At 52.0% G+C, this 23,417-nt stretch carries 20 protein-coding genes and 1 pseudogene; 11 read left to right on the forward strand and 10 right to left on the reverse strand.

What is annotated here, in order from left to right:
• Positions 1-58: 58 nt before the first annotated feature.
• From GOW40_RS12750 to GOW40_RS12765, 4 genes are read left to right on the forward strand one after another with little or no spacing between them, the layout of a single operon-like run.
• The gene (locus GOW40_RS12750; RefSeq protein WP_171132935.1) at positions 59-1,303 is read left to right on the forward strand and encodes a sugar ABC transporter permease; all 1,245 of its coding nucleotides are present in this window, start codon (positions 59-61) and stop codon (positions 1,301-1,303) included.
• Positions 1,303-2,517: a carbohydrate ABC transporter permease gene (locus tag GOW40_RS12755; protein WP_171132934.1), complete on the forward strand. Its 1,215-nt coding sequence runs from the start codon at positions 1,303-1,305 to the stop codon at positions 2,515-2,517. The genes GOW40_RS12750 and GOW40_RS12755 overlap by 1 nt, the downstream gene beginning before the upstream one ends.
• A gap of 4 nt (positions 2,518-2,521) precedes the next feature.
• Positions 2,522-2,812, forward strand: coding sequence for a hypothetical protein (locus tag GOW40_RS12760; protein ID WP_171132933.1), 291 nt, complete (start codon positions 2,522-2,524; stop codon positions 2,810-2,812).
• The gene (locus GOW40_RS12765; protein ID WP_171132932.1) at positions 2,812-3,858 is read left to right on the forward strand and encodes an ABC transporter ATP-binding protein; all 1,047 of its coding nucleotides are present in this window, start codon (positions 2,812-2,814) and stop codon (positions 3,856-3,858) included. Before GOW40_RS12760 ends, GOW40_RS12765 begins: the two co-directional genes overlap by 1 nt.
• 90 nt (positions 3,859-3,948) lie before the next feature.
• Here GOW40_RS12765 and GOW40_RS12770 read toward each other — a convergent pair whose 3' ends face one another.
• The 3 genes and pseudogenes from GOW40_RS12770 to GOW40_RS12785 form a co-directional block, all read right to left on the reverse strand.
• The gene (locus GOW40_RS12770) at positions 3,949-4,233 is read right to left on the reverse strand and encodes a phytanoyl-CoA dioxygenase family protein (protein WP_171132931.1); all 285 of its coding nucleotides are present in this window, start codon (positions 4,231-4,233) and stop codon (positions 3,949-3,951) included.
• 734 nt (positions 4,234-4,967) lie between these two features.
• A pseudogene (locus tag GOW40_RS12780) lies at positions 4,968-5,648 on the reverse strand (IS6 family transposase).
• A 171-nt stretch (positions 5,649-5,819) separates the two neighbouring features.
• Positions 5,820-7,004: a HupE/UreJ family protein gene (locus tag GOW40_RS12785; protein WP_171132929.1), complete on the reverse strand. Its 1,185-nt coding sequence runs from the start codon at positions 7,002-7,004 to the stop codon at positions 5,820-5,822.
• 239 nt (positions 7,005-7,243) lie between these two features.
• On the opposite strand from GOW40_RS12785, the gene GOW40_RS12790 reads away from it, so the two are divergent.
• Genes GOW40_RS12790 through GOW40_RS12820 form a run of 7 tightly spaced genes read left to right on the forward strand, consistent with a single transcriptional unit; the run spans position 7,244 to position 18,023 of the window.
• Entirely contained in the window at positions 7,244-8,407 is a 1,164-nt protein-coding gene (locus GOW40_RS12790; protein WP_171132928.1) for an acyl-CoA dehydrogenase family protein, read from the forward strand.
• 20 nt (positions 8,408-8,427) lie between these two features.
• Entirely contained in the window at positions 8,428-10,017 is a 1,590-nt protein-coding gene (locus GOW40_RS12795; RefSeq protein ID WP_171099218.1) for an amino acid adenylation domain-containing protein, read from the forward strand.
• The gene (locus tag GOW40_RS12800) at positions 10,007-10,237 is read left to right on the forward strand and encodes an acyl carrier protein (protein ID WP_171099216.1); all 231 of its coding nucleotides are present in this window, start codon (positions 10,007-10,009) and stop codon (positions 10,235-10,237) included. The genes GOW40_RS12795 and GOW40_RS12800 overlap by 11 nt, the downstream gene beginning before the upstream one ends.
• 2 nt (positions 10,238-10,239) lie before the next feature.
• Entirely contained in the window at positions 10,240-13,338 is a 3,099-nt protein-coding gene (locus tag GOW40_RS12805; RefSeq protein WP_171132927.1) for a non-ribosomal peptide synthetase, read from the forward strand.
• A complete protein-coding gene (locus tag GOW40_RS12810) occupies positions 13,335-15,962 on the forward strand; it encodes an amino acid adenylation domain-containing protein (protein WP_171230998.1) in 2,628 nt (875 codons plus the stop codon). The genes GOW40_RS12805 and GOW40_RS12810 overlap by 4 nt, the downstream gene beginning before the upstream one ends.
• A 4-nt stretch (positions 15,963-15,966) precedes the next feature.
• Positions 15,967-16,761: a class I SAM-dependent methyltransferase gene (locus tag GOW40_RS12815; RefSeq protein WP_171099209.1), complete on the forward strand. Its 795-nt coding sequence runs from the start codon at positions 15,967-15,969 to the stop codon at positions 16,759-16,761.
• The gene (locus GOW40_RS12820; protein ID WP_171099208.1) at positions 16,758-18,023 is read left to right on the forward strand and encodes a thioesterase domain-containing protein; all 1,266 of its coding nucleotides are present in this window, start codon (positions 16,758-16,760) and stop codon (positions 18,021-18,023) included. The genes GOW40_RS12815 and GOW40_RS12820 overlap by 4 nt, the downstream gene beginning before the upstream one ends.
• Positions 18,024-18,070: 47 nt before the next feature.
• Here the strand turns inward: GOW40_RS12820 and GOW40_RS12825 are convergent, their stop codons facing one another.
• The 7 genes from GOW40_RS12825 to GOW40_RS12855 form a co-directional block, all read right to left on the reverse strand.
• Entirely contained in the window at positions 18,071-18,940 is an 870-nt protein-coding gene (locus GOW40_RS12825) for a metal ABC transporter solute-binding protein, Zn/Mn family (RefSeq protein ID WP_171099206.1), read from the reverse strand.
• A gap of 38 nt (positions 18,941-18,978) precedes the next feature.
• Positions 18,979-19,314 carry a hypothetical protein gene (locus GOW40_RS12830; RefSeq protein ID WP_171132924.1) on the reverse strand — a complete coding sequence of 112 codons (336 nt, stop codon included), beginning with the start codon at positions 19,312-19,314 and terminating at the stop codon, positions 18,979-18,981.
• Complete coding sequence (locus GOW40_RS12835; protein WP_171132923.1) at positions 19,311-20,087, reverse strand: DUF4198 domain-containing protein; 777 nt, start codon at positions 20,085-20,087, stop codon at positions 19,311-19,313. The genes GOW40_RS12830 and GOW40_RS12835 overlap by 4 nt, the downstream gene beginning before the upstream one ends.
• 15 nt (positions 20,088-20,102) lie before the next feature.
• The gene (locus tag GOW40_RS12840) at positions 20,103-21,272 is read right to left on the reverse strand and encodes an ABC transporter permease (protein WP_171099199.1); all 1,170 of its coding nucleotides are present in this window, start codon (positions 21,270-21,272) and stop codon (positions 20,103-20,105) included.
• Positions 21,269-21,937, reverse strand: a complete 669-nt coding sequence (locus tag GOW40_RS12845) for an ABC transporter ATP-binding protein (protein WP_171132922.1) — start codon at positions 21,935-21,937, stop codon at positions 21,269-21,271. Before GOW40_RS12845 ends, GOW40_RS12840 begins: the two co-directional genes overlap by 4 nt.
• Complete coding sequence (locus GOW40_RS12850) at positions 21,937-22,521, reverse strand: hypothetical protein (RefSeq protein ID WP_171099196.1); 585 nt, start codon at positions 22,519-22,521, stop codon at positions 21,937-21,939. The genes GOW40_RS12845 and GOW40_RS12850 overlap by 1 nt, the downstream gene beginning before the upstream one ends.
• Before the next feature lie 412 nt (positions 22,522-22,933).
• A complete protein-coding gene (locus GOW40_RS12855; RefSeq protein ID WP_171230999.1) occupies positions 22,934-23,359 on the reverse strand; it encodes a VOC family protein in 426 nt (141 codons plus the stop codon).
• Between the last annotated feature and the right edge of the window lie 58 nt (positions 23,360-23,417).

Here is a 23,417-nt window from a genome sequence, read left to right on the forward strand (position 1 = left end):
TGATCGGCGGTTGTGTACCGCCGGTCGGTGCCTGCGAATTCCCAGACAGGAGAGGTCGATGTCGACTGCAGTACCACCAAAGGGTACGGGGCCACTTGCCAGACGCGAAGCGCGGTTGGCTTGGGGGCTTCTGTTTCCAACCATCTTCTCTGTCTCACTTGTGGTGATCTTGCCGTTGCTGGCAATCTTCTGGGTCAGTTTTAAGCCGATTGGGCTCGAAGACCTTCGACCACCAGAAACCGTTGTTCGTGAACAGTTGCGCGGAAGACCAGCCGAGGCAGGTGACGATGCGACGCTCAGGTATCGGATACGGAATTCCAGCCAAAACAAACCACTTTCCGATGTCTCGATAACCGATACTTTGCCGGATGGCTTGACTGTCGTTCAGGTGGATGAACGTTGTTCGATCGACGGCGTGCTGCTGACTTGCGAGTTGGGAGATTTTGAAGGCGGCCAACGTGAAAACATTGAGATCGACGTGACGGTGAGCCAGGCATTCCTGGACGCTGATCCCGATCTTGAGGACACTCCAACAATCACCACGGGCACGGGTGAGAATATACTGACGAACTCGGAGTTCACGCTCGAGAATTTTGCGCGCATCTTTGATGGCCGTGAATTCTGGGCTGTTCTCTATGCAACTATGTTCTACACAATAGTCGGAACAATCGGAGCCCTTGTGGTTGGTCTCTTCGCGGCATTGCTTTTGAACAAGGAGTTTCGCGGAAAAGGCATCATGCGTGGCCTTTACTTGTTTCCCTACGTTGCTCCGGTCATAGCCGTGGCGTTCTCATGGGTGACACTTTTCGACCCGTTCTCCGGCTCTGTGAACGCTTTGCTGGTTCAAATGAACGCCATCGACAGCCCAATCAACTTTTTCGGACAGCGGCCTCAAGCACTTATCATGGTGACCGTTTTCGAGATATGGCGATATTTCCCGCTTTCTTTCCTGTTTATTCTTGCCCGGATGCAGTCCATCGACACCGATATGTACGAGGCAGCGGATATGGATGGTGCAAGTCCTTTCCAAAAATTTTGGTATCTGTCATTGCCAATGCTGCTTGGCATTCTCAGCGTATTGTTTTTGCTCAGGTTCATTTGGACCTTTAACAAATTCGACGACATCTTCCTTTTGACAGGCGGTTCGGCTGGTACGCGTACCTTGACGGTTAATGTCTACGAGCAGGCTTTTGCTGTCTCCAACATTGGTGCAGGTGCGGCCGTAGCAGTTGTCATTTTCGGCTTTCTGCTGGCGTTCTCGATCTTTTTCTTCAAGTTCATGAGCCGGGAGGAAGGGCTGTGATGCGGGTGATCCAAAACGGCTATATCACAGCGGCAGTTATCGGTTGGTTCTGGGCCTACACCATAGCCATCGTTGTCGCGGTCCTAATGTCTTTCTCAACGGGCGACCCGTTTAAGCCTTCGTTCATGTTTTCGCTACTGCTAGGAGCGGGAACCGGGCTCGGTACACTTTTCTACCGCCATAAGTTGACCATGGCGGCGGGGTTGATGCTTTTGTCGATCCTGCTTGGCATGATTGGTTTCGGTCCAATCATTGTTGGTGAAGAGGCTGGCACATTCGGGATAGTTGTCTCGGCAGCTTTGTTCGGGCTTTTTACTGCGTGGCCGTTGCTTACAATGCTTGAAAGCTTGGTTCCGGGTCAGCTGGATAAACACGAATTCGAAGAGGCGGTTATCCACTTCCTGACCGGATTTGGGTATATTTTCTTCACCACAGCGGTGTTGGTTCCATTCTATGTGATGGTGATGACCAGCTTGAAGAACCAACAAGAGCTGTTGCAAAATCCGTTGGACTTTACGATCGACTTCTCCAAAGGCACGGACCTTTTTCGCAGCTATGTCGAGCTTTTTGCTGACTTCAATTTCGGGTCGTATCTTTGGACGAGTTTCTACGTCTCTGTCCTGACCGTTTTCATAACCTTGGCGTTTTCGATCCCCGGGGCCTATGCAGTCGCGCGATTGAGGTTCAAAGGTCGCGCTGCGTTTGGCCGTTCGATCCTGCTTATCTACATGGTTCCGATGATCGTTCTTGCGTTGCCGATCTACATTGTTTTTTCGATGACCGGGCTCAGGAATACAATTGTTGGCATCGTCATGATCTATCCTGTGACAACGATCCCTGTCGCTTTGTATATGCTGCAGGGCTATTTCCGAGGCTTGCCTTCCGAGGTTGAGGAAGCAGGTCTAATGGATGGCCTTTCACGCATTGCGGTCATTTGGAAAATCACCTTACCTTTGGCTCTGCCGGCACTTGCCTCTGTCAGTCTCTATGTCTTCATGATCGCCTGGAACGAGTTTCTACTGGCTTTCATGCTGTTGGATGACCCAGCGAAATTCACGCTTACGCGGGGTGTCGCTTCGTTGAATTCATCTGAGGTACCGCGCCAGCACCTGATGGCCGGGGCGGTCATCGCGACCTTGCCGATCATGGCGATTTTTCTCGGGCTAGAACGCTTCATGACCAAAGGCCTCACCGCCGGTTCGGTAAAGGGCTAGACCGATGGACCAGATCGTTCATGACCGCAGACAAACGGTGGTTTGGCTTTCAAAAGTTAATGAGAGACCGGCCAAGCCTTTGGGTCCGGGCCGTCTTGATGCGCGTCCCACTCGCGGCTTCGAAAATGTGAAACAAGCCGCCGCCCAGAAATTCAAAGCGTACAGTCTGGTTGATGAACCGCACACCGCTGGAGGTTCACAATTGAATACGAAAGCTCTGCTTTGTGGGGGCGAAATTCTGGGCACAGCCGGGGTCTGCGTGACTTCTGCTTCGCCATTCAAAGGAGGACACTGATGGGTTCGATAAAGCTGGATGCCGTAGAAAAATGGTACGGTGATCTTCAAGTGATCAAAGGTGTTGATCTCGAGATTCAAGACGGTGAATTCATCATTTTCGTTGGTCCGTCAGGGTGCGGAAAATCGACTCTTCTGCGTATGATCGGTGGTTTGGAGGAAACTTCGCGCGGCGCGATTGTCCTTGATGGTACGGACGTGACCGATCAGCCCCCGTCCAAACGCGGGTTGTCGATGGTGTTCCAGTCTTATGCGCTTTATCCCCACATGACAGTCCGCGACAATATGGGGTTTAGCCTAAAAACCGCAGGGGCGCCCAAGGAAGAGATCAGACAAAAAGTTGACGAAGCAGCTCGGATCTTGAAACTTGAACCCCTGCTTGAACGTCGACCGAAGGATATGTCGGGCGGTCAACGCCAACGTGTAGCCATTGGCCGGTCTATTGTTCGGGCTCCAACAGCTTTTCTTTTCGACGAACCGTTGTCGAACCTTGATGCGGCGTTGCGCGTTGAAATGCGCTTGGAAATTGCCAAGCTGCATCAGTCGCTTGAAACCACGATGATCTACGTCACCCACGATCAGGTCGAAGCCATGACATTGGCCGACCGTATCGTGGTCCTGGATGCTGGTCAGATCGCGCAAGTCGGAACGCCACGAGAGCTTTATAACAACCCTCAAAGCTTGTTTGTGGCTCAATTCATCGGCAGCCCCAAGATGAACATCCTACCTTGCAGCGCATCAGCAGGTGAGTTCCACTTGGAAGACGGGCGGGGTGGTGCCTATGGCGGCGGCGGTTCTCCAGTGAAACTGGGTATCCGGCCAGAACACATTACTGTGGGCCAGCCTGGCAGCGGAAACTGTGATGGTGTTATTGAAGTGGCCGAATACCTCGGGGCCGACATATTCCTTTTTGTCGATTGCGGCGCATTGGGCGTTGTCAACGTCCGTGTCGAAGGTGGCGCCAGTTTCAAAGTGGGGGACAAGGTCGGACTTGCTTTTGCACCCGATCGCTTGCACTTCTTCAATGAAAACGGTCTAGCCACCTGACAACGAAGCTGAGGTAGACATCGGCAACGATCACATTGATCAAATCGCCTATCGAGGCGCGCCTGCCGCGTCTCGTGAGATCGCGTAGTTTCACCCAGACAGGACCAATTGTTCGTTCGGGTGCTTGTTTCCATCCTCGATTTGGTCCTTTCCGTCATAGATCTGGCACAAGACTGTTTTGCCCATCTTGTTCGAACGGTTGGGCATCGAACCGTGCAATGTGAAATAGTGGAAAAATACGACGTCGCCCGCCTTTGCTTCTACGACGGTGGCGTTTTCTATCGGATGGGCATCCAAAACATTGTTCGCTTGTCGGCCGTTCGCCCTTTCGATCCGCCCAAGTTTGTTAGAGATCTGTTGCAAAGACTTTGCCATTGACGCTCAAGAACGCAGAGAGTGAATGGCGTCTGTTATTATTCTGCCAAAAGTCAGTTCAAGATTTATTTCAATCGTGCACAAGATCCGAAGGATGTTATCCTCTTCGCGGTGGTACTAGGGCCATTAGTCTACTGTATACACCCTACGCGTGATAGCTTATTTCTGAAGAATTCGATAGAACGAAGTACCCTTTCGTCTGCATTGCTGTAATAAACCTCTTTACCTTTTTGCCTACCAGAATCAGTCCTTCCAACCGTAGTCTTGCTATCCGTTGTGACGGCCCTGCCTGCTTCATGGAACATAGGTGGTAGATGTCTGAAACACACTCTTCACCGTCCATGAGGGAACACAGTATCGCTAAGCGGCCATCGTGTGCTATCGCCTTAGTAAAGTTGGTCAACTTGAGTGCCTGCTTTTTCAAATGCTTTTGCAACGCCCAACTTCCTTCAAAACAATAATACTCTGATGTTCTTGCTGGGTATCCAAGTGTGTACCATTGCCAACGTCGAGCTCGGAACGGGGTGAAGGCCCAACGGCCGGGCATGGGCACCATCCCACCGCGACGCGGCGGCTTTCAACCTGCCGCAACCGCCACGCAAGCGGCCAAAAATGCCATACTGAACTTATACGTGCCGGTATGTGACGGGCGCTGCTCGGGCAGCCCATGCGGAGCACGATGTTTTCGTTGCAAAGTTTTAGTTAGGCCAAATAGATCTGCGATCGCTTTAGACTCAGATTGCCAACTCGGCGAATTGACGAAACAGGCAGAGTCCTGGTGAGAACTGGCCTTTACGGATCATGTGCGCGAACTCGATGCTAGCCAGAGTCGCTGATGCCGAAGCAAAAGACTTGAAGCCGAGCATCGTGCGGCCTCGTCTTTTGATGAAACGATGGTCCTGTTCCACGATGTTGTTCAATTATTTCCGCCTGACCATTTCAATTGGGACCGGGCAACCAAAACCATTCAGCATCTTGTTGATGGCCTTGAGGCCAGCAGTGTTAGCTCTTCTTTTGTCGATTACAATCTTTCTCGTAAGGCCGTTGACCTCCAGCATACGAGCAAAGAATTTTGTGTCCGCGGGTTTGTTTCGACGTTGCGAAAGCATGAAATCAAGCGTCTTGCTGTGCTTGTCGACAACTCGATAGAGATAGATCCAGTTGCCTTTCACCTTGATGTAAGTTTCGTCCATTCTCCGGGAGCGGTGGCACGGCCCTTTTCGATGACGCGCCGCTTCAGCGATTGCGCCTGCATACCGCGTCACCCAGCGCTTCAGCGTCGTGTGATCTACTGCAACGCCTCGCTCATGTATGATCTCTTCCAGATCGCGATATCACACACCGTATCGGACATAGACAAAAACAGCGAAGAGGATCACATCTTTCGGATACTGCGCGCCTTTGAAAGGGATCATAAAAACAAACGTTCAACTTCCATATTTCGATATTCAATCACTCGAAGCATCTTAGAGCGTCAACAGTTAAAAGTTTGCTCCAGATCACTCAAAATGTGGATAAAATGACTATCAACAGAAAGACAACCAAGTGAAATAGGTTGTGTCGCATACAAATGATATCTGCTCTTCTCAACCCAGCCGTTCAGCGATGCGTCCAAAGCCTGCGACCAGTTCTGGCGTTCGTTCTGATACCCAGTACAGCGCTACGGCAATCAGAACTATTGAGCCGAGCTTGAGAACCAAGGGCTGATAGAGGTTCCAGCGGCGCATTGCGAAGAGGATCGGCAAAACGACTGCAACGATCACGACCTGTCCGATCTCAATCCCTATGTTGAACCCTAACAGGGTCAGAAATTTGTGTTGGGGGTCAAAGCCCAAGGGCTTGAGTATATCTGCAAACGCAAAACCATGTACCAAGCCGAAGACGAGAACGACCAGCCAAATGCGGCGATGGAAAATAGGATAGATGTTATCCAGAGCCACGACCGCGATGGAAAGTGGGATCAAGAATGCGATCAGGCCGGGTGGTAGGCTAACAATGCCAAGCGCGGCCAATGTCAGGGTGAGCGAGTGCGAAATTGTAAACAACGTTATAATCTTGAACACGCGCCAAAATGCTGTCTCGAACGACTCGGCCGGAGTCCACTTAGGCATGCTTAGCAACAATACTGCGGGCAGCAGCAAGGCTATGAGAAACACGATATGATCATAACCGGTCCAGATGTGCCAAACGCCGTAAATGATGAAATCCACAAATACCTTGAAGCCGCTTTGTCCAACCAAGCTGAGTTCCTGCAACCCGGCAGCTGGTTTGAAAACCAAGGACGTAAATGACTCGTTGTGGGTTATACCAGTTCGTTCATTGGCTTCGATAACGGCGAAGGTTGTGTGTGTCGGATCGATATCGTCGAACAGATATACAAAATTCATCATCAACGATTCAGGCACGTCAACCAGTGTCGGAACATCAAAGTTGAGTTGCCCATAGGTTGCAAAACCCGCACCCAAAAAGCCGACATCAGCGAAAACAGGCTTGTGGAGTTCGTCACCAACCTGGAGTGTTAGCCCCGCGCTAAGTTGTTGAAAAACCTCTTCGGCGCGAGCGCGGAATTCTTCTTCGGTAATGTCGCCGTTTTGATCTGCGTCCAGATCCACGGTTCGTGCTGCATCTTCCAGCGTCACTTCGAAACGACCAGAGAGACTAGTGTCCTTTACATCGAAGAAAACGTACGACTGGTTTAGCTCGTGCCCCTCGACGGAAACGGGCAACGAAAATAGCAGCAGAAACAGGTACGATTTAAGAAGATTTAACACGATACACCACCTTTGACTTCCAACGTTGTACGTCGAAAACACAAAACCGTATCACTTTATGTAAAAGAATATCGTTTTGATACCCAGATTTGAAGAATGGCAGAGCACTTCAGGTAATTGGGGCGAAAGATGCAACAAACCGGCTCGTAAATTAAATTTTGAACCAAACTCACCGGAGAATCGTAATAGAACAGTAACGGTTAAGGCCCGCGTGTGTGTTTTGGGCTTGGAGTATGGTTATGGAATATCGCGCGCCTGATACGGCTTCATTGCACGCCACGATACCGCAATACATAGGTGAATTTGCGCGCAAGCACCTTGGTGGCAGCGCTGTTGAGCGAGATCATGAGGGTGGCGAAAACCTTCAAGCGTTTCGCGAACAATGGCAGACAGCTGCGAAATCTGGGATCTTAGGACAAAACCACCCGGAACGTTTTGGTGGTCAGTCTGTATCGGCCGAAACACTCGCCCAATCATTGGAAGCACTCGGATACGCATGTCCAGACACCGGCCTGTGCCTTGGTATGTCCGGGCAGATAGTGGCATTCCAGAAACCTATCCTGGAGTTTGGCACAGACGACCAAAAGTACGCTTTGTTGCCGGGTTTGATTTCTGGGTCGCTTTTGGGTTCGGTGTGTATCACGGAACCAGACGCAGGATCAGATGCCGCGTCGATGAAAACCCAAGCTGTTGCCGATGGTGATGGGTTCATAATTTCGGGGATCAAGAGCTTTGTAGGAAATGCCCCTGTAGCTGACAGTTTTTTGATTTTCGCAAAAACCCACCCTGAACGCGGATCATGGGGGGTGTCTGCTTTTCTGGCCCGGGCGGACCAGCCTGGAATTTCGGTCTCAAAATCTATTGAGAAAATGGGGCTGCGGTCTTTGCCGATGGGAAATGTAAAGCTTGATGGACTTCGGGTTATGAATTCGTCGATGTTGGGCGGCCTCGGCTCTGGAATGGCGATCTTGCGCCGAACCCTTGAGTGGGAGCGCGGGTTGATATTTGCATCCTCGGTTGGCGCGATGCGGCGACAACTCGAGGAAGCCACGGAATTTGCCAGAAACCGCGAGCAGTTCGGGAAGCCGATCACCGAGTTCCAATCTGTTTCAAATCGGCTCGCCGATATGCGCGTGCGCTACGAAACATCTCGTCTTGTCTTGCTTGAAGCTGCCCGGGCACTCGAGGCTGGCCAGAGCGCGAGCATGATATCCTCGATCTCTAAGCTGCACTTGTCTGAGGCGTGCTATGAGACAGCATTAGACTATCTTCGGATTACGGGCGGGGTTGGTTATTTGAAAGGCCATGAAGCTGAACGTGCCCTAAGAGATATGGTCGGTGGCCTGATTTACTCGGGTACCTCAGACATCCAGCGGAATATAATTGCGGATTTGTTGCCTTGAGAACTGCTCGACCAAATATGATGGCGTTTCTTGATGACACACTGGGCGCTCATGCAGTTGTACAGCCCGAGAAGCCAGCGTTTATCTTCAAAGACAAAACACTTTCTTTCGCCGAACTGCATGACCATTCCGACGCGCTTGCCGCGCAGCTTCGGGCGTTGGGTCTAGAGCGCGGCGCAAGAATTGGAGTTTTCTTTTATCGCAGCTTAGAGGTTCCGGTTGCGGTTTTCGGCAGCCTGAAAGCGGCGACAACGTTTGTTCCGCTCGACCCGCACGCGCCAACGGAGAGGTTGGCCCATATTGTCAATTCGACCGATATGTCGGCGATCATCACAAGCGATGTCCTTGCCACAAAAGCGGAAGAGATTATCCAAAAGTCCGGTGTGGACTGTCTGGTTTTGGGGCCAACCGAAGCTGCAGACACTTGTAAAAAAACGATCAGTTGGAGTGAATTGGTCGCTGGATCCCAACGCTACGTTACGCCAGATCGAGTGGATACTGATCTTGCTTACATCATTTTTACGTCCGGCTCGACGGGTGAACCAAAGGGTATCATGCACTCGCACAGAACAGCACTTGGTTATTTGGACACGTTGCTTGAACGCATTGATATCGGTCGCGACGACGTTATGTGCGCGTTGTCTCCGTTGATTTTTGACATGTCGTTGAATGAGTACTTTGGTGGTCCGGTTTGCGGAGCGAGCGTGGTCATTGCGGCTGATGGGCAAGTCAAGCTGCCTGCCTCACTGGGACCACTGTTTGAAAAGCATGGCGTCAGCATTTATTGTTCCGTGCCTTCGTTGCTTGTCAGTTTTCTTGAGCGCGGGTCCCCGGAAAACGCGGATCTTTCTGCGATACGTTGGGTGTTGACTGGCGGGGAACCTTTGGCGGCCAAACACTTGCGCAGCGCGCTCGATGCGATGCCGAATGCACAGTATGGCAACCTGTATGGACCCACTGAAACAAATTCGTGTTCGGTTGAAGTCATTACGCGAGAAAACTCGGATAATATTTCCTCTATCCCGATTGGACGGATGGGGCGGAACTCGCGCGCGTTGATCATTGACGAAAACGATGTTTCCGTCCCAGTGGGTGAAACAGGAGAGTTGTGTGTGCAAGCCGCGTCCGTGATGATGGGGTATTGGGGCAAGACTGAAAGTAAGGATATCGTTTTCCTCGAGCGCTATGGCCCCGGAGGCGTAAAGGAAACATATTATCGAACCGGTGATCAGGTCCGCATAAACGAAAGCGGAACTCTGCACTATTTGGGACGAACGGACCGACTTGTGAAAATACGTGGATATCGTGTTGAGCTTGACGAGGTGGAAGCGGCTTTGAACGCACAAGACGATGTGGCTGAGGCTGCGGCGATTAGTTTCTGCACAGCTGACAACACGCTGACAATTGGCGCGGCGGTCTTGTTGTCACCGGGGTCCGAAACATGTGCCGATGATCTGCACAGGGCGATGTCTGACGTGCTGCCATCCTACGCGAGACCGTCGCTGATTGAAATCTTGCCCGAGCTGCCAAGAACCGCTTCTCAAAAAATTTCCAGGCGCGGCCTGGAAGAGATTTTCCAAAACCATCAAGGCTTCAACAATGCACAGTAAAATTCGTGAAATCCTGACAGTCTCGGCGGGCATCAAACATGCGTTTCAGGATGATGAAGACGTTCTGGAAACTGGCGCGATTGACAGTATGTCAGCCGTAAGGGCCATCGCTGCGCTTGAGGAAGCTTTTGAGGTCAAGATACCTGCTGTCGAGGTGACCTATGAGAACTTTCAATCCGTAAACGCTATTGCGAATTACCTCAAAGGATTGATTGATTAGAGATGCGTAACCTTACAAACGCACAAAACTTGTTCTGGGTCGGCCATAAGACCGCACCGAAAGCCGGGCATTTGAACCAAGCGATATACGCTGTGTTTTCAGATGTTGAGGACGCCAACAGGTTGGTTTCAGCCATTCATGAGACAGCCGCGGAATGTGACAGTTTCCGTCTGACATTCGAAGAGAGCGACGACACCGTTCGCCAGCATGCGACGGCGCGCGCTCCAGTATGCCAAAGGATCGGGGTAACCGATCTTGATGCAGCGATGATGTGGATGCAGACCGACGCACGTGTGCCGTTTGATCTGGAAAATGGAACATCCAGAATGGCGTTCATTTCGCTAGCGGATGGGCGCCACATATTTTATTTGGTGCAACATCATATGGTTTGTGACGGCGCATCTGTTTCACTGTTTATGCAACGTGTGGCTGACCGATTTAATGGCGAGGAGTTAAGCCTACAGCCGGCCTTTCTTGACTGCAATACTCTATTTCAAAGCAAAAGCGAAACTGCAGCTTCCCTTGATAACGCTGATAATCCGCCTTTGTCTCTCTACGGTAAGGAAGGAGGGCAAGGCGGCCATGAAAAGATCAGCCATTTCCTTGAGCTTGATACGAACCAGTTGAAAAGCTTCGAGCAGGCGGTTTCAAAGGCTCCGTTTCAGTTGCTTACCTCTCTGATGTCCACGCAAATTCTGCTTACAACTGTTGTCTTTGCATGGCTGTCACGGATCACCGGCTCCGAGCGAATAGCGCTTTCGGTACCGCAACATAATCGAACTACGCCAGAACTGCGCCGAGTGGTTGGTCTTGTGATGGAAATGCTGCCGCTTTCCGTTGAAGTGAACAAAGAAGACACGTTAACGACCTTGCACGCCAAAGTTCTGGAGGCAACGCGAGGCCTTATTCTAAAGGGTGGGAGCGGCACGACAAAACCGTCGCTGGTTCGGAACTTAAACGTGGTACTCAACGTTTTTTCAGGTGTACCCGCCAAGTTCAAAGGTGCAGATTGCGTAGCGAAGATTTTGCCTGTCGAACGCTCCGACCCGTTTCAAGATCTGAACATTGAGTTTGCAGACTTGAATGCGACAGGTGAGTTTACAGCTCGCATCGTGTTCGACGCAAAACAGTTTTCTGAGGTAGAACGAGAATTGGCGGCTCAGCATTTTCGCCGGATGCTGGATGCTTCGCTGCAAGAGCCGGACCAAAAGCTTTCACAGATCGACATTTTGACAAAGCCCGAGCGTGACTCCATCCGGGCTTTCAATACAACCGCAGCAGCAAGTACTCAAACACCTACGGTTCTCGAGCCGCTGCTGGCCACAGATCGAGACTTACCCGCGGTTCGGTCTCATTCAGACCAGGAGCTTCTGAATTATGGCGCGCTGATAGATCGCTCAAATCAGCTTGCGCATAGCCTCGTGGCATCAGGAGTGGGTGTTGGCGATCGCGTTGTTGTTCACCTCCCTCGCTCTCCGGACGCAATAGTGGCCATTCTGGCGACACTCTTTGCTGGAGCTGCGTTTGTTCCGGTAGACTATAATATGCCGGTAGAACGACGTTCTGCCATTCTGGCCGATGTACAAGCCGCAGCGATCATAACTACAGAGGAACGTCAAAATGACTTTGACGGGGTAGTCTTAACGACCCAGGCCTCTGACATGCCGTTGACCGCAACAAACTGCGATGTTGTTCCAGAAACACCTGCCTATGTCATCTACACATCTGGCTCGACTGGCACCCCGAAAGGGGTGGTCGTAAGACATCGAGAACTTGCCGAATACATCGCAACCATCCGGCAATCTTACCCGGTGGAAGATGGTTGGAGCTATGCTCTTTTCTCTGCGATTGGATTTGATCTGACAATCAACAGTATCTTCCTGCCGCTCGTGACAGGTGGTCAGATAGTCACATATGCTGAACCCGCAGAAGGTCCGGACTTGGCTGTCTTGGATGTGTTTCGAGATGACAAAGTGGACTTTGCGCGCCCAACACCGTCTCATCTGAACCTTGTATTGGATGCCGATATCGGGCCGGTTGATCGCATCAAATGTATGCCATTGAGTGGCGAAGCCTTCCCACGAGAGCTTGCAGACCGCGCGCTTGAGCAATTGGGGAAACGGATCAATCTGATAAACGAATACGGGCCGACAGAAGCTGTTGTTGGGGCTATGATGCACCACTTTCAGCCAGACGATCCACCGGAATACAGTGTTTCGCTGGGGCGACCTGCGCCGGGAATGGCCGTTTCAGTGGTAAATGAGGCTGGCCGCGATCAACCTTTTGGAGTTGTTGGTGAGATTGCAATCAGTGGTCGGCTGGCATCCGGGTACCTGGGACGACATGATCTGACCGACCAGCGTTTTGTTGACGGGTTAAAAGGCGATGATCAGCGTTGGTATCTGACTGGCGATGCGGGCGCATGGTCCAAGGAAGGCGCGTTAGTTTATCTTGGTCGGTTGGATGATCAGGTAAAGATCAACGGCGTTCGTATCGAACTTGGCGAGATCGAGCATATTGCGCAGACGCATCCCGATGTTTCGCAGGCGGTCGCTTCGGTGCAAACCATAAATAGCCGACAAATCCTTGCGTTGCATTTTGTGGGCGGCGCTTCGGCCGAAGATGTCAAAAACATCGTGAACCGAAGCCTTCCCGCGCAAGTTCATGTTGATTTTGCGCTTCAGATCGACGCAATTCCAATGTCGGCAAATGGCAAGATTTCTCGCAAAGATCTTCCTCGGATCGGTGCTGACGCTTTGCAGAGATCGACCTCAGGTGTGTTACCACGGACAAGTATTGAGACCCACCTCTCTAAGATTTGGGCAGATGTTTTGGATCATCGCCCGATCTTCGTGGATCAGGCCTTCAGCGAGCTTGGTGGTGACTCACTGGCGGCGATACGAATTCTAAGCAGCGCCCGAAAGGAAAACCTTGATTTTGAGATCGCCGACTTGTTCAGGGCTCAAACCATTGAGCGGCTTGCGGAACTGGTGACACCGCTGCATTTAGCAGAAAATCCTGAACCGAGAGAACGATTTGCGGGAATATCTGCTGCGGACCGAAAAGCGATTGAGCTGGCCATCGGGAAATCGCGGATATGATCACGCCGTCACCACAACCCGAAGTGATTGATGCGTATCCTTTAACGCCGACCCAGTCCGGTATGCTGGTCCACATTCTTAATGAACCCCATCAGGCGCATTATTTCGCCCGTGTTACTGGTGTTCTCGCAGGGGCATTAACCCAGGAAATCGCACTGGAGGCATGGCAATCAATCATGAACCGCCATGAGGCATTGCGTACTGCCTTTGTGTGGGATGGGTTAGAGCAACCACTTCAGGTGGTTGTTTCGGAACAGTCGGTGGATTTTGAATGGCTTGAAGACGCACCCGGTGACGTTGGGATCGGCGACGCTCCGACTGCTGCTGATTTGGCAAATGCGCCATTGTGGAAGGTGCGTATGTGGCCTCAGAGCGAAGGTAAGACCAGATTTGAATGGTCAATCCATCATCTGATCATTGACGGATGGTCCGCTACACTTATCCTTGATGAATTTGTGCGCAGCATTGCGCAACGTATCAATGGAGAATTGATTGAGCTTGAACCGGCGCCTGTTTTTGCCGTTCACGCAAGGTGGCTCGCCGGCAAGTCACATGATGACGATTTCTGGAAAGAGTATCTGTCAGGCTATCAGCCTAAAACGCACCCAAAGACTGATGACAAATCGGGGTTCGCCGAGAGCTCGATAACGCTTACCTCTGAAGAACAATCCCGCTTGACTGCCGCGGCACAATCCGCGGGTGTTACGGTGCCGGTCGCGGCTCAGGCGGTATTTTCAAGGGCGCTAGGGGGGCTACTAAACAGCGACGACATCGTTTTTGGGCTCGCCGTCTCGGGACGCAGTAGTCCGATGGCAGGCGTAGAAGCCTGCGTAGGCATGTTTGTGAACAATCTGCCGATGCGAGTTGACCTGACATCCGACAATTTGTTTGAGCGTGTTCAGGAAAACCTAAACGCGTTGCGTGAAAGAGAGTTTACGCCGCTTGGAACGGCCGCTCGACTGGGTGGTTTAGCCCCCGGTCAGCCATTGACCGACGTTGTTTTGACGATACGAGCATTGCCGGAAGTTCAGAGTGTTCATGGCGTAGCAATTGATGATTTACACTTTCGCACGCCGTCAAACTTTTCTCTTGTCGTCGAGTATGATCCTGCGGACGGCACGTTGTCAGCGTTATTCAACACCGCGCATTATTCCCAGCATGATGTGGACGAATTGTTTCGCAGCTTTAGAAAGGCAGAACTACAACACCAAGCAGAGCTGAGACGCCGTATTGGGTTTTTCGGGCCTGATTTGCGCGGCGAACCCGTGGATATCGTCAGCCGAATATTGCATCAGGCACACACGCATCCTGATCTGCCAGCCGTGATTTACGATGGTGAGGCAACCAGTTACGCTGCTTTGCTAGACCGAGCGTCCGACATCGCAGCCTTCCTGTCTAGCAGAGGTATCGGTCGAGGAGACTGCGTCGCCATTGTTTTGCCGCGCGGGCCGGACATAATCAGTGCAATGCTGGGAACACTACTGACAGGCGCCGCGTATGTTCCTGTCGATCGCAATTATCCCCGTCAACGTATTGACTACGTTCTTTCCGATTGCGCTGCGAAAGCTGTGTTGAGCGACACCGAATCCGAAATCGAAAACGCGATTTGCATAGAAGACGTTCCGTCGAGCGATGGGTTTGAACCCGTCGAAACAGAAGAAGATGATCTCGCGTATGTGATATATACCTCAGGCTCAACAGGGGCGCCCAAAGGTGTCTGTATTTCGCGGGGGAACCTGTCTTTCAGTCAGGCGGCGCGCGATCAGTTTTATCCTTCTGCCCCTGAGGCCTTTCTCTTGATCTCGCCCTTCGCGTTCGACAGCTCGGTCGTTGGTCTGTATTGGGCACTGACATCGGGCGGTTCTTTGGTCGTAACGAAAGAGCGTGATGAGCAGGACATTGCGGGGCTTGCGAACTTGATTGCCGAACAACAAGTGTCGCATACGCTCATGCTGCCTGGGCTTTACAAAGCCTTGCTTGAAGGAGCTGACGCAAAAACCCTGTCCTGCCTCAGAACGGTTATTCTAGCGGGTGAGGCCGTGCCAGAGACGCTGCACCATTCTCATGTCTCAATCCTGCCTGACTGTATCTTGGCCAATGAATATGGTCCGACTGAGACGACTGTCTGGGCTTTGGCGGATTTGATCACTCCGGCTGAGGATCGCGCGATGACGATCGGAACGCCAATCCCTGGAACCCAGGTGCTGTTGCTGGACGAAAACGACAGGCCCGTCAAAGCAAATGAAATAGGTGAAATTTGCGTTGCCGGCCCCAGTCTTGCACGCGGCTATCTTGGAAGACGTGACGAAACTGACAGGGCGTTTCAACACCTGAAAATTGATGGCGACACCATGCGTGTTTATCGGACCGGCGATCAGGCGCGGTGCGGGCCTGACGGTCGGTTCGAGTATCTAGGGCGCGGCGACGATCAGATAAAAATCAGGGGGCACCGCATAGAAGTACACGAGGTGGAAAATGTTCTGGCATCGCTGTCATCTGTTGGAAACGCCGCCGTTGTGGTTGGCCCTGCACGCACCGTCAGCGATGACGAATTGAGCAGCGCATTGGAGCGCATGCCACGTGGAATGGCTGAGCAATACTTGAAGACTGCACTTAAAGGCTAAGTAAATGAAACGGGTAAACCGCACTTCGAATTTCCAGATCACGGTTGAGCTGACCAATGACAATTTCATTGCCAGCCCAAATCCGGCCCATCGCGCGCGCTTGGTGACAACTCGACTAGGGGAACTGGCTCAAGAACTGGACACATTGGATCGTACGGTCTCGAACTATGTGCATGGTGGGTCGTTCGCCAAAATTTATGATCGCAGTCAATCTCATATCGCTGCCCAGGATATCATGGAAGATTGGCAAACTCCGATCATGGCGGAAATGGCACGTTCTGTGTCGGCAGGTAGCGGAGATGTTTTGGAAATTGGCTTTGGTCGCGGCGTGGCGGCAGACTTTGTGCAGTCTCATACACCCAAATCGCACACCTTGATCGAGTGCAATGGCGCTGTCATCGAGGATTTTTTTCATCCATGGCGTTCGCAATATGACGGGCGTGATATTAAGTTGGTTGAGGGGTTTTGGGAGGATACGCTGGACAGTCTGCCGCTGTTCGATGGCATCCTTTTTCACACCTACCCACTAACCGAAGACGAATATGTTGAGCGCGTGCAGCGGTCGGTCACCTTCGCCGCGCATTTCTTTGAACACGCGGCAAAACACCTGAATTCCGGCGGGCGTTTTACCTATCTCACAATGGAAGAAGACAGCCTATCGCGTGCTCATCAGCGTGCGTTGCTGGAGCACTTTGCCGAGTTTCATGTGTCCAAAATCAACGATCTGGAAATTCCCGAAGACACGCGGGATGCACATTGGGGTAATTCCATGGTCATGGTAACGGCGATTGGAAGATGAAAATAGAAGATCAAATTCAATCACTTAGCCCAAAGGAACGGAACAAATTGGTTCTGGCATTGAAAAATGCCGGCCACCTAAATGTGCCTCTTTCAATGGTCGCGCATGTGGAAAGCAACAGGCCGTCGGAAGAAATTCTGAGTCAAGCTCGGGAAACGCTACCTGCTCATATGGTGCCAGATCGCATCGAGATCTGGGATGCGTTGCCCAAATTGCCGAACGGGAAAACCGACCGTGCTCAGCTGAAGGCCACTGTATCGGATCGTAAAGCACCTCCTGCAACCGCGCCTTGCGAAAGCCTGGAGACGCTACGAGGGATATGGTCGGAAATACTTGGGATAGAAGAGATATTTGATGACGATGATTTCTTTGAGCTCGGCGGCGACAGCCTTTTGTCGATCAGCGTGGTTTCAAAGGCGCGCTCCAGTGGCCTAAGCCTCATCCCGTCAGACCTTTTTGATTTTCCACAGCTAAAGGCACTTGCGGCACGTGTATCTGATCTTTCAGATGGGGCGGACTCAGAGGTGACAAATGGCACCATCCTCGCTTCGCAGTCTCAACAGGCAGGGCGGAAGACTTTCTTGTTGAATGCGAACCGGCGAATGCTGGATTTGTTGAACGAAAGTCTCCAAACGCCGCGTGATCTAAAGTTGATAACGCTTCATTGGGATGCTCTGGGCAGCGAATTGAACAAGCGGATCGAAAGCATCGGGGAAGAGTTCCTTTCGGTCATTATGCAAGAACAACCACAAGGCCCATATTCCATCGGTGGGTTTTCGATGGGAGCCGTCACCGCACATGAAGTCGCCAGACAATTGATGGCGATGGGCCACGAAGTAGACGATTTGGTACTGATTGACCCACCCGAAAACCCGGCATTGTTCCTGTCAACGCTCAGCAAGAACGATGGTTTTACACCCGCTCTGGATGAAAGGATCACCACTTCGAAATGGATCACCTGGATAGGCGTTCTTTCGGTTGGTCGCTTTTGTCGAATGCTGGGCGTGAACGTTCCAAAGTCACTTCGCGCGCGCTACATAAGGGCTAACTATTTTTGGGCTGCATCCAAATATAAAATACCTCGGATTGGGGTCGAACCTATTGTTGTGCGGCGGAAGAATGGAAATGCTGGCACGATCTGGGCACCAACTGACAAATCCAAAAAGATAATCGAGTTTCAATGCTCCCACCATGATTTCCATCGCAATGAAGACATTTTGCGGAAATGGACAGCGTCGTTGGCAGAAGAATTGGACATGTAAACCTCAGTCAATAACGCCTGAAATGCTAAGGCTTCTCTGGCTGCGAGCTAGTCGCCTTGAACGGTCTCGACCGCGTCAGCAAGGCTCTTGATCGACGCGTCCATCGATGTAACAAATGCTGACTGACCAGAGTTCCGCGCGAGCGGAGCAAAGACAACGTTCTGCAATCCCAATGACTGTGTTGCGGCAAGGGCTGCTTCTGGGGGTGTCGCCTCCCAGATCATCAGCTTGGCGCCGGTTTCGGCGATAAGATTTTCGAGGTCTGCCAACTCCTCCGCAGTTGGCATCGCACCGGCCTCCCACTCCAGAGACGTGACGGGCAAGGAATAGCGTCGGGCGAGATATTGATACCGCGGATGCGTCGCAATCATCTCGATGCCATCTAGTTCGCCTAAAGCAATTTGAGCCATTTGGTCCATTGCCATCAGTTCAGAACGTAATTCTGCAAGCCTAGGTTCAACATCTTCTGCAGAAGCAAGATCACGCGCGACAACAGCGGCCGCAATCGCTTCCGCCTGCGCGATGGCCAGCGTGGGATCAAGCCAAGTGTAGGAAGCCAGCCCCTCATGCGAGTGTTCATCCCCGCTCCCGTGACTGTGCGTAATGCTCTCGGTCACAATGAACTGGTCTTCGATCGCTGCAGTGGTGTTTACCACGCGTGATCGAGGTAGTGACACCCGGTCGATCCAGGTTGCAAAGCCAGCTCCGTTCAAGAGGATCAGATCTGCTGACTGGATCGTGCTGATGTCGGTTATCGAAGGTCGCCAGAACGACGGATCAACGTTTTCCGGCACAGGAAAGGCCACGTCTGCCGTACCATCCAGCAGGCGCTCGGCGAAATATTGCAGCGCTTGATTGACCACGATGACCCGCGGGCGGTCTTGTGCCAACGCCGCATTCACTGAAATCATGATCATCGCAAACGCGAGAAACCTCTTCAAACTCCGCACCGAACTCAGCTCCCGCATTTCCGCGCGATGTCTTCGGGGGTCACGATCCAGTAATTGTCATGGTGGCCCGTATCAACTTCGATTAACAAACCCCCGGAATGATCGACGCTGTCGAGCGGAACCAACGCTGTTCCGTCACTTTCCAGTTGAAGCGTTTTCAGCAAATTGTTTTCGCCATCAAGGACGCGCACATCGCCCTTTTGGGTCACGCGCCCGTTGGAGAATTTCGCTTCGATGGTTACCGCTTCGCAATCGACCGAGGCAAAGACTACTAGCTGATGTGCTGCTGCTCCGACGGGAGCGGCGACCACCAGACTTGCAAAAGCGAGCGCCCGGATCACTGCCCTGTCCACTCTTCGAAGTGAACCCAAATCACAGCGCCAAGCTCAACCGCTTTTTCCTCACCCGAACCTTCTTCGGTCAGTGTGTAATCAGCAGTATTAAGGGCCGCAAAACCCCACCAGCCATCTGACGGTGGTGCGTAGGTAAAGACACCGTTTGCGTCTGACTTAACCGTTTGTGTGATCATCAGCTCATCCGGAACCGTCGCACCAGCGCCGTCATTGAAGAACTCTACTTCAACTTCGGCATAGGGCACCGCTTCGCCATTCAGTTTGACGATCCCCTGAAATACATTGTGTTCCCAAAGGCCAAAAGGTTTGGAAAGCGGCACGATCTCGGTTTTCAAACCAAGCTCAGTGTCCCAGCCTTCGTCATCGCCATAGGCCGTCACATAGGTTTTTGTGTAGTGGATGATGAAGGCGTCTTCGGCAGGTTCCCAATAGGGCTGCGGCTCCATTGCAAACACATAGGTTCCGGGGCGTTCCAAGCGATAGTCAAAGGTATAACCTTGCTCATCCATCACAGTTGCGTCTTGTAAGGTGCCGAGCAAATCGGTTGTTTTGCCTTTGTGCGTCACGTTGAAAGACACCGGTGTATCCAGGAACAAGCCTTCCAACTCGAACGGGTGGGCAAATCCGACCGAGAACGAAACGTTACGCCCGTCTTCCTGGCTGATCATCGGGTCGCTCGGAATAATCATTCCGTAATGTGCCAGCGCGGGCGTGGCAGCAATCAGCGTAGCAAGCGAAGCCTTAATTAGAAGTTGTTTCAAGAAAACTCCTGTCCACTAAGTACCAAGCGCAAGCAGCCAGCCAACCCAGGCCTCAGCGTTGCGCGAAACAATAGTTGCGCCAATAGCAGCAATACTTCCTGCGACTAACAATAGTGTAAAGGTCTCGGCTGCCAAGAGGCGCAGAACCATACCTTTTTGCGCGCCCAGTTTTACGGCAGTTGCTATTTCACGGGCACGCAAGCGGTAACTCAAGAATACCGCCAGACCGACGGCAGCGGCCGCAGCGATGGCGATAATTGCGGTGACCACATCCAAAAGCGATTTGATGCGGAAAATTCGATCCACAAGACCCTGGATAACGCCTGCGGGCTCGATCAGTTGGGTCGGAAGTTCGCTGTCGAGGTAACGACCTTTTAGGACTGTGCTTGAGCGCGTGTCATTCGGCACAACGATAACAGCGGACGCCGGAAAGTCGTCCTGACTGCCGTGGAAGTGAAAGCTCTCAATATTGTCTTCGGTGATCCGCTGGTATTGAACTACGGCCGCGTTGGCCAGCACCGACGATCCTGCTGCGACTTCATCAGCGGTCACGACGTTTTCATGACCGTGACCTATACCTTGTATGACCCAGGCGGTTTTTATGTCGACAAAGATCGCTTGGTCGTCAGGTGTATTGGTCGGCGCAAGAACCCCGACAATTGGCATTTCGAGAGGATAGACACCGTCAAGATCGAACAGGTTTTCAGGCGCAGAGACAAGTGTGTCGCCAACACCCTTGCCTAAGGTTTCCGCAACATCTGATCCGATGACCGCATCTCCCAAAACCGACAGCCCGCGACCTGAAGCCGTATCGAGATTGCGGAAATCGAAATAGTCGAGAGTGGTGCCCACGATCCGAAACCCGCCCGAAGAGAATGCTGTATGTACCGGGATCGGAACCCCAAGACCGCTATCCCAAACAGTTTCCACCTCACGCATCGCAACAGGGTCGGGGCGTTCTTCCGAGAAATAGAGCGCCGCCATCGTCAGGTCGAGTTGCGAGCCGCGACTGCCCAGCAGCAGAGGCGTTGCTTCGCCGCGCGCAAGCAATGCGCGTTCACTGGTTGATAACAGCGTCTGCGTCGCAATAGGGACAAACATGATGAGCGCGGCCACAAGAACCAATACAAGGCTGCGCGCCCAGTTGTAGCGAAGGTAGGAAAAGGCCAGATACAGCGCGTTCATACCTGTATCCCCTCGCGAAACTGCGCAAAATCTAGGACGCGCTCGAAGCGTGGCAGCAACTCGTGATCGTGGGTCACAGCAAGGACAGCGGCACCCGCTTCGGCGGCCTGTTCGAAAAGAAGATCAAGAATGCGCCCCTTGCTTTCTGGGTCAAGATTGCCAGTGGCCTCATCTGACAAGATCAGCTTGGGTTGTGTTACCAGCGCTCTGCAGATCGCAACCCGCTGCTGCTCGCCTTGGCTTAACGCCGAAGGATGACGATCAAGTTTGTCACCGATCCCGCAAGCGGTCGCAAGTTTCTCTGCCCTGTCTTTTGCTGCTACGTCCAGCGTCAGTGCGGGCGTTACCCGATAAGGGTAGAAGATATTCTGTCGAGCAGAAAGGTAGTCCAGAAGCGCAAAGTCCTGAAATACAAATCCAATCTGGCTTGCCCGAAAACGGCGGCGTTTGGCGTCCGACAGTCTTGACACCACCGTTCCCGCGACTTCGATTGTTCCACTTTCCGGCGACAAGATCCCGGCTATCAGGTTCAGCAGTGTCGTCTTACCGCTGCCACTTGGACCGACAACCGCCAGACGCTCACTATCTGCTAGCGAAAATTCCGGGATCCGCAGCCGGAACCCATCGGCGCTGTAACCAAACGTAAGGTTCTCGACCCTAACCATTAGTGCTCATCAGATGCAGGAAAGATTTCACCTGCTGTATCACGATCGACGTCCAACAACTCAAAATCTGTTATGCGCCATGCGCCCTCGACAGGCGATATTGTAAGGTCGGCGCTATAAGTGTTCCCACGAACATGAAGATGCTCTGAGTGCCCAACTGTTCCAATCACCTGCCAGGTCGAGCTTATAAGTAACGCAGTTTCGACGCGGTCAACTCTTGTATCCAAGAGGTTGATTTCGTGGATCGTTTGGTCTTGTTCTTCGATGCCGCCACCGGCCATTGCGCCAACTCTTTCAAGATACAGATATTCGAGGGCATCACCGTGTGTCACGCGCGCAAGCGTGTCGTAAATTTCGTCTTCCTGTTTTTTGTCGAACGCATCGTAAATCACAAGCAAGAGTGCTGGCGTCAAAGTGGAATAAAGCTCCTGTGCCATGTTTATCGTCATGGCAGGGGAGCCGGGTACCAAGTAGGGTGTGGCTTCCGCAGCTCGCTGTTCACGAGCCTGCGAAACCAGTATTACTGTGATAAACACTGCAAGGCCGCCGCCAAACATTCCAAAAAGCAAAAGGCGTTCGCGCACGCTGGTCCCTACGATTTAGCACTAGTATCTCAGAAGAATTAATACAACTCCAATCGATTGCAAACCTTAAAGGGGGTGTTGATTTGCTACTCTCCGACACAGTGTGTTTACTAACTACTCACCAAATTAATAGAATTTACAGGCAATTAACGCAGTCAGAAGATCTGTCCTTTCTCGAGCCGATGGATTGGTCTCAAACCGATTATTGTGCGGCGGCAGAACGAAAATAAAGGCACGATCTGGGCACCTTCCGGTGGATGTAGAAAGATCATTGAGTTTCAGTGCTCTAACCATGATTTCTGCCGCAGCGAAGATGTTATTCAGAAAAGGACGACATCACTGGCAGAAGAGCTCGGTGGCCAGAATCCGATCTCGCGTCTCTGGGAATGGGTTTTCAGCTCAGAAGCGATTTTTAATCTTTGGCAAAGACTTGTTGATGAACCTCAATCACATTGCCTTCGGGATCGTGAAAGAACACTTGGCGCCACTCTTTCGCGAAAGTGGTTCCATAGTCTGAGTAGGGGATGTTGCGCCGATCCAGAATGCTGAGAAAGGTATCAAGATCATCTGTACGGAAGGCAATGTGCCCGCGTTCGACCGGGTTTATGACACGCTTATTCTTGAACGCGCCGCCAAAATCCCGTTCGGCAAGATGCATTTGCATGCTGCCTTCCGTAGCAAACCTGATCTTGCCGCTATAGCCAGCCTTTTCATTCGACTGGGTGCGTGGGAAATTCGCTTGTGGGATGTCCGCGAGGCCAAGCACATCAGTGTAGAAGTCATGCATCCGATCAACATCGTCGGCCACCAAGTTGATATGGTGAAATTCAAGTTTCATTGGCGGCCATCTTGCTTCGGGTTTTTCATCTTCTTCGGTTTTTTCGCATCACCTGTGC

The organism is Ruegeria sp. HKCCA6707, assembly GCF_013033515.1.
Lineage (GTDB): Bacteria > Pseudomonadota > Alphaproteobacteria > Rhodobacterales > Rhodobacteraceae > Ruegeria.